The sequence below is a fragment of the Nigerium sp. genome (genome assembly GCF_039811905.1).
GTDB lineage: Bacteria > Actinomycetota > Actinomycetes > Propionibacteriales > Propionibacteriaceae > Propioniciclava.
In genome coordinates this window covers 1-6,667 of sequence record NZ_JBDHZL010000132.1, presented here as the reverse complement: position 1 = coordinate 6,667, position 6,667 = coordinate 1, and the positions used below count along the sequence as shown (strand labels likewise).

The window sequence follows — 6,667 nt, the reverse complement described above, 5'->3', positions numbered from 1 at the left end:
CTCTTCATGCCTTTCACAATGGGGACGAATGACCGATTTTTGTCAGGACGCCGGGGTCGATTGTTGATTCCCTGCCGCACCCCCCGGGGGCAGACCCTGACTGGCTCGTTCTCAAAGTCAGGCCCCCAGCGGACTCCCGCTCACGGGCCGCCGTCGAGAACAAGCCAGTCAGGGTGCCCGGCCCCACAGGGCCTCTCGCGACGGGCGCCCCTGGCTCGACAGCCGGACCGGTGGGTAGAGTGCGCCGCAGACAGGGGAGCGCCACCGGCGCTGAGAGTGCGGCCCGCCGCAGACCCTCGAACCTGACCCGGTTCGCACCGGCGTAGGGAGTCGAGCCTTCTCCTCGGCCGATCCCGAGCCCCCACCGATGGGGAGGAATCATGCAGAAATCTTGGGGCCTGGGCCTCGCCGCCGTGGCCGTCGCGCTGTCCCTGACGGCCTGCGCGCCGTCGTCGGGCGGGGCGAGCGCCACGCCGACGGAGACGAAGCAGCTCACGGTCGTCGTCCACGACTCGTTCAACGTGTCGCAGCCGCTGCTCGACCGGTTCAAGGCGGAGACCGGCTACACGGTGTCGATCGCGAAGAGCGGGGACGCGGGCGGCATGACGAACAAGCTGATCCTCACCAAGGACGCCCCCCTCGGCGACGCCGTCTACGGCATCGACAACACGTTCGCCGGACGCGCGCTCGCGGGCGACATCCTGGAGCCGTACGAATCGCCGAACTACCCCAAGAACACGCCCGATCTTTCCGCTGACACCAGCGAACGCCTCACCCCGATCGACTTCGGCGACGTCTGCGTGAACGCCGACAAGCAGTGGTTCGCCGCGAAGAAGGTCGCCGTGCCGGCCACGCTCGACGACCTCGCCAAGCCCGAGTACAAGGACCTGCTCGTCGTCGAGAACCCGGCGTCCAGCTCGCCCGGCATGGCCTTCCTGGCCGCGACCGTCGGCGCGAAGGGGGCCGACGGCTACCTCGACTACTGGGGGCAACTGAAGAGCAACGGCGTCAAGGTCGCCAAGGACTGGGAGACCGCCTACAACACCGAGTTCTCCGGGTCGTCCGGCAAGGGCAGCCGGCCGCTCGTGGTCAGCTACGCGACGTCGCCCGCCTACGAGGTTCCGGACGGCGGCGGCCAGCCGCCCACCGAGGCGCTCCTGCAGACCTGCTTCCGGCAGGTCGAGTACGCGGGCGTCCTGAAGGGTGCGAAGAACCCGGTCGGGGCGCAGAAGTTCATCGACTGGATGCTGAGCGCGGACGTCCAGGCCGACATCCCCGAGCAGATGTACATGTACCCGGCCGTCCGCGACACGAAGCTGCCGGAGGCGTGGCAGAAGTACGCTCCGCTCGCCGAGAAGCCGTGGACGGTGCCGGCCCGAGACCTCTCCAACAACCGCGACTCCTGGATCGCCGCCTGGACGGCCAAGGTCGTCGGGTGAGCCCGGGGCGGGCGGCGTCCGGCCAACTCGGCGGCACCCGGACGCCGGCCCGCCCGGCGTCCCGGGTGCGGGTCTCGCCCGGCTGGGCGGTCGTCTGGACGCTGGCCGCTGTCGTGCCGCTCGTCTTCCTGGCGATCTTCTTCGTCTGGCCGGTCGCGGCCCTGGTCGCGAAGGGGTTCTTCCCCGACGGGACGCCGAGCCTCGCCGGCTTCGAGCAGGTCTTCACGGCGCAGCGCACCTGGCGGATCGTCCGGCAGACGCTCACCCAGGCGGTCGCCGGCACGGTCGTGTCGGTGCTGCTCGGCGTGCCCGGCGCCTACGTGCTGTACCGGACGCGGTTCCCCGGGCGGGAGGTCGTCCGGGCGTTCGTGACGATCCCGTTCGTGTTGCCGACCGTCGTGGTCGGTGTGGCGTTCAAGACGCTGCTGGCGTCGTCCGGGCCGCTGGGCTTCCTCGGGCTCGACGAGACGTGGGCGGCGATCATCGCCGCGCTGGTCTTCTTCAACTACTCGGTGATCGTCCGGACGGTGGGCGGCCTGTGGGGACGCCTCGACCCGCGCCTCGGCGAGGCCGCGCGCGTGCTGGGCGCCTCGCCGGCCCGCGTCTTCGCGACGGTGACGCTGCCCGCCCTGGCCCCGGCGATCGCGTCGGGCGCGGCGATCGTGTTCCTGTTCTGCGCGTCCGCCTACGGCATCGTGATGGTGCTGGGCGGCGTCTCGTTCGGCACGATCGAGACCGAGATCTGGTACCAGACGACGCAGTTGCTGAACCTGCCGGCGGCGTCCGCGCTGTCGATCGTCCAACTCGTGCTGGTGACGGCGTCCCTGCTCGTCGCGAACCGGATGCAGGCGCGCCAGCAGCGCGCCCACCGCCTGCTCACCGACGACCGCGGCGAGCGGCGGTGGTCGTGGCGACGCGACTGGGCGGCGTCCCTGGTGACGTTCCTGCTCGTGGCGGGGCTGCTGGTGACGCCGCTGGCGTACCTCGCGTTCCGCTCGGTGTGGACGCCGTCCGGCTTCAGCCTGCAGTACTACCGCCTGCTGGCGACGACGGGGGAGGGCGCCCTCGTGATCCCGGTGTGGACGGCCGCCGCCTACTCGCTGCGGATCGCCCTCGGCGCGACCCTGCTGGCCGTCGGGCTGGGGCTCGCGGTGAGCTTCGTGGTGTCGCGGCGTCCCCGGTCGGCGCTGGGACGCGGGACGCTGCGCGCCCTCGACTCGTTCTTCATGCTGCCCCTCGGGGTCTCGGCGGTGACGGTGGGCTTCGGGTTCCTGATCACGCTGAACCGGCCGCCGCTCGACCTGCGGTCGTCGTTCGTACTCGTCCCGATCGCGCAGGCGATCGTGGCCCTGCCGCTGGTCGTGCGGTCGCTGCTGCCCGTGCTGCGGGCGATCGACCCCCGGCAGCGGGAGGCGGCGGCGACGCTGGGGGCGTCCCCCTGGCGGGTGCTCGCGACGATCGACGGCCCCCTGGCCCTGCGCGGCCTGGGCCTGGCCACGGGGTTCGCGTTCGCGACGAGCCTCGGCGAGTTCGGGGCGACGTCGTTCCTGTCGCGGCCCAACGCGGCCACGCTGCCCGTGGTGATCTTCGAACTCATCGGCCGCCCGGGTGCCCAGAACTACGGCATGGCGATGGCGGCGTCGGTGCTGCTGGCGCTCATGACGGGCGTGGTGATGGCGCTGGCCGAGCGGCTGCGGCCGTCCGAGGCGACGGGGTGGTGACGTGGGTACGCTCACGACTGACGAAAGGACTCCCATGGAGGGCTTGACCATCGAGGACGCCGTCGTGCGGTACTCGGCGACGCCCGGCTCCGGCTCGGCGGGCGCGGTCGTCACCGCCGTCGACGGGGTCAGCCTGGACGTGCAGCCGGGGGAGGTCGTCGCGCTGCTGGGGGCGTCGGGGTCGGGCAAGTCGTCGCTGCTGCGCGCGATCGCCGGCCTCGAACCGCTCGCCGAGGGCCGCGTGGCCTGGGGCGACGAGGACGTGACAGCCCAGCCCACCCACAAGCGCAACTTCGGCATGATGTTTCAGGACGCCCAGCTCTTCCCGAACATGAACGTCGGCCGCAACGTCGCCTACGGCCTCCACGGCTGGGACCGGCTGCGTCGTCGCCGCCGCGTCGAGGAGCTTCTCGAGCTCGTCGGGCTTCCCGGCTACGGCAAACGCAAGGTGACCGAGCTGTCCGGCGGCCAGGCGCAGCGGGTCGCGCTCGCGCGATCGCTGGCGCCTTCGCCGCGGCTGCTGCTGCTCGACGAGCCGCTCTCGGCCCTCGACCGCGGGCTGCGGGAGCACATGGTCAACGAGCTGTCGCGCGGCCTGCGGGCCACGTCGACGACGGCCGTCTACGTCACCCACGATCAGGACGAGGCGTCCACCATCGCCGACCGCGTCGCCGTGCTGGACGCCGGCCGTCTGCTGCAGCTCGACACCCCCGAGGTGCTGTGGCGGCGTCCGCTCAACCGGAGGGTCGCCGAGTTCCTCGGCTACGAGCCCTTCGTGGACGCCGCCGTCGCCGCCCGCCTGGGGCTGGGCGGGGTCCCCCCGGGGGATCTGGTGGGGCTCGGGCAGGAGGCGTTGTCGATCGTCGACGACGGGGGCGTCCGGGTGCGGGTGGTCGGCCAGACCCTGCGGCGCGGCCGCTTCGCCGTCAGCGTGGAGCTTCCGGGTGGCCAGCAGGCGGACGTGCCGCACGAGCGGGCGGTGGAGGAGGACTACGTCGGGGTCGTCCTGCACCCCGACGCGACCGTGCTCGTGCCGGCCGAGTAGCGCGGCCGGGGAGCGTACCGACGCCGGCGCGGGGGGCGCGCCGGCGTCCGACAAGGGGCGAGGGAGGCGCTCAGGCGCCGAACCACTCCGCGACCTTGGCCTTGAACGCCTCCTCGAAGCCGCGCTGGCCGTGATGCGTCCGGATCCACTCGGTGAACGGACCGCCGGCCGCGGCGTCCATGCGCGCGCGGCAGCCATCGGGGTCGCGGACGGCCTCCAGCAGCATCCGCTCGGCCTCGGCGGCGTCGGTGTAGAGGAAGGGGTAGTGGGGCGGCACGAGGTTCCGCGCCCACGGGCGGTCGGGCAGGATGCCGACGACGCCGGCGAGCAGGGCCTCGACGTACTGCAGGCCGTACGCCTCCTCCAGCGAGGTGGCGAGGAAGGCGGTCGTGCCGGCCAGCTCGGTCCAGTAGTCCTCGCGCTTGGCGCGCAGCGGGCTGACCGACGTCCAGCGGAGCGTCGCGAGCTTGATCGCCGGGCCGCTGGCGAGCTGCGACTGCGCGAGCCGCGCGGTGACCTTGATCGGCTCCTTCTTCTGGACGGCCGTCACGATCTGCAGGAACTCCATCGGCTGCTTGCGGGCGTCCATCGAGATCGCCGGGTACAGCACGACCGGCTCGGGCGTGGCGACCCGCTCGACGAGCCGCTCCGTGTTGACGCCCAGATCGGCCCAGGCGACCTTCGCGCGGTGCGCGAGCTGCTGGAGCGCCCAGCGCTCGGTGACCTCGCGCACCTCGGCCGCCGTCCGCTCGCCGGAGCAGAAGGTGGGGAAGAACGAGTAGGCCAGCCCCATCGCCGCGAAATTCACGGGATGGTGGAACGTGGACGGGTTGATCCACTGGAAGTTCATGATCTTCGGCTCGGCGCCGCTGCGGTGGAGGCGCTGGAAGATGCCGACCGAGTCGAGCACGTCGAGGTTGATGACGAGCGTCTCGTCGGCGTCGATGTCGGCCAGCGTGACGATCTCGAACCCGTCGCCGCTCGCCCGCTCATCGCCGATGAGCACGGCGCCCGGGTAGAGCGACAGCAGTCGCTGCGCGACGCTGGCCTGCCCTCCCTCGGTGACGAGGACGCCGTCGGGGCTCACCAGAGGAGCGTCTCCGAGGGCTCCATATTTGACAGCGACGTTCATTGTGCGCGTCTCCTGACTCGAATCCACCGTGACTGGTCTGCGGTGCTGACCTTACGCCGCGGCGGCGCGTCTCGGCTGGCGAACCCACGGATCAGAGGCCGGGCGGATTCGTCGGGTGTCCGTGCCCTCAGATCCAGCCCTTCGCCCGGGCCACCCGGACGGCCTCGTGCCGCGTCGCGACGTGCAGTTTGCCCATGGCGGCGGACAGGTAATTGCGGACGGTGCCCGGCGACAGGGACGCCCGCCGCGCGATCTCCTCGATCGGCGCGCCGTCCTCGGCCGCGACCAGCACGTCGGCCTCGCGGGGCGTCAGCGGCGAGTCGCCGGCGGCGATGGCGTCCGCGGCCAGCTGCGGGTCGACGTAGCGCCCGCCCGCGTGGATGTCCCGGATGACCTCGGCGAGCCGCGCGCCCGAGATCGTCTTCGGGACGAACCCGCGGACGCCCGCCGACAAGGCGTTCTTCAGGTGTCCGGGCAGGCCGTGGCTGGTCACGATGATCGAGCGGCACGCCGGCAGTTCGGACGCGAGCGCCTCGGCGACGGCGATGCCCGAGCGCCCCGGCATCTGGAGGTCGAGCACCGCGACGTCGGGGGCGAGCTTGCGCGCGTGGGCGAGGGCGGCGTCCCCGTCGGCGGCCTGGGCGACGACGTCGATGTCGGCGGTGAGCTGCAACAGCGAGACCAGCGCCTCGCGGATGAGATTCTCGTCGTCGGCGACGATCACGCGGATCATGCGGGGCTCCTGTCGTCGGTGGGGTCGGCGTCCGTGACCGCCTGGAGGGTCTCCTCGGACGCCGTCGCGCTCGCCAGGCGGGCGAGCTGGGCGGCGTCCACCTGGGCGGTGAGCGTGAAGCGGTCCCCGTCGAGCCGGTGATCGAGCGTTCCGCCGATGTCGGCGAGGCGCTCGGCGAGGCCGGCGAGACCCGAGCCGGAGGCGTCCGGGCGGTCGTTCTCGCGCGCGCCGTCGTTGGAGACGATCACGCGGGCGCCGGAGGCGTCCACGGTGAGCGCGATGCGCGCGGTGGACGCCTGGCTGTGCCGCAGGACGTTCGTCGCGCCCTCCCGGACGACCCACGCGAACGTGCGCAGCACCGGCGCCGGCAGGCCGGCGCCGTCGGTGACGCTCGTCACGCCGATGCCGGACGCCTCCAGCAGCGACCGCGCGCCCGCGATCTCGGTGGAGAGGTCGATGTCGCGGTAGCCCCGGACGATGCCGCGGACCTCGTCGAGCGCCGAGGTGGCGATCGACTCGACCTCGCGCATGGTCGCGGCGGCCTCGGGACGCCCCCGGTCCGCCTGGGCGGCGGCCAGTTCGGACTTGAGGGCGACG

6 protein-coding genes and 1 riboswitch are annotated in these 6,667 nt (G+C 72.4%); of the genes, 3 read left to right on the top strand and 3 right to left on the bottom strand.

Annotated features, from left to right (window positions below; translation table 11 throughout):
- Positions 1-242 precede the first annotated feature (242 nt).
- A riboswitch (TPP riboswitch) is annotated at positions 243-346 on the top strand.
- Between the two features lie 34 nt (positions 347-380).
- From WMJ97_RS13855 to WMJ97_RS13845, 3 genes are read left to right on the top strand one after another with little or no spacing between them, the layout of a single operon-like run.
- Positions 381-1,439 (top strand): thiamine ABC transporter substrate-binding protein, encoded by a 1,059-nt coding sequence (locus WMJ97_RS13855; protein WP_347349594.1) that lies wholly within the window; start codon positions 381-383, stop codon positions 1,437-1,439.
- Entirely contained in the window at positions 1,436-3,160 is a 1,725-nt protein-coding gene (locus tag WMJ97_RS13850) for an iron ABC transporter permease (RefSeq protein ID WP_347349593.1), read from the top strand. The genes WMJ97_RS13855 and WMJ97_RS13850 overlap by 4 nt, the downstream gene beginning before the upstream one ends.
- A gap of 34 nt (positions 3,161-3,194) precedes the next feature.
- Complete coding sequence (locus WMJ97_RS13845) at positions 3,195-4,205, top strand: ABC transporter ATP-binding protein (protein ID WP_347349592.1); 1,011 nt, start codon at positions 3,195-3,197, stop codon at positions 4,203-4,205.
- Positions 4,206-4,275: 70 nt separating this feature from the next.
- Here WMJ97_RS13845 and WMJ97_RS13840 read toward each other — a convergent pair whose 3' ends face one another.
- The 3 genes from WMJ97_RS13840 to WMJ97_RS13830 form a co-directional block, all read right to left on the bottom strand.
- Positions 4,276-5,292, bottom strand: coding sequence for a glycosyltransferase family 1 protein (locus tag WMJ97_RS13840; protein ID WP_347349591.1), 1,017 nt, complete (start codon positions 5,290-5,292; stop codon positions 4,276-4,278).
- A gap of 172 nt (positions 5,293-5,464) precedes the next feature.
- Positions 5,465-6,070: a response regulator transcription factor gene (locus WMJ97_RS13835; protein ID WP_347349590.1), complete on the bottom strand. Its 606-nt coding sequence runs from the start codon at positions 6,068-6,070 to the stop codon at positions 5,465-5,467.
- The coding region (locus tag WMJ97_RS13830) for a histidine kinase (protein WP_347349589.1) at positions 6,067-6,667 on the bottom strand (601 nt) is incomplete at its 5' end. The genes WMJ97_RS13830 and WMJ97_RS13835, both read right to left, overlap by 4 nt.

Bases quoted from the DNA above. Each gene is read 5' to 3' on its own strand.
- WMJ97_RS13835 (WP_347349590.1), bottom strand. From the start codon at position 6,070: ATGATCCGCGTGATCGTCGCCGACGACGAGAATCTCATCCGCGAGGCG.
- WMJ97_RS13845 (WP_347349592.1), top strand. From the start codon at position 3,195: ATGGAGGGCTTGACCATCGAGGACGCCGTCGTGCGGTACTCGGCGACG.
- WMJ97_RS13855 (WP_347349594.1), top strand. From the start codon at position 381: ATGCAGAAATCTTGGGGCCTGGGCCTCGCCGCCGTGGCCGTCGCGCTG.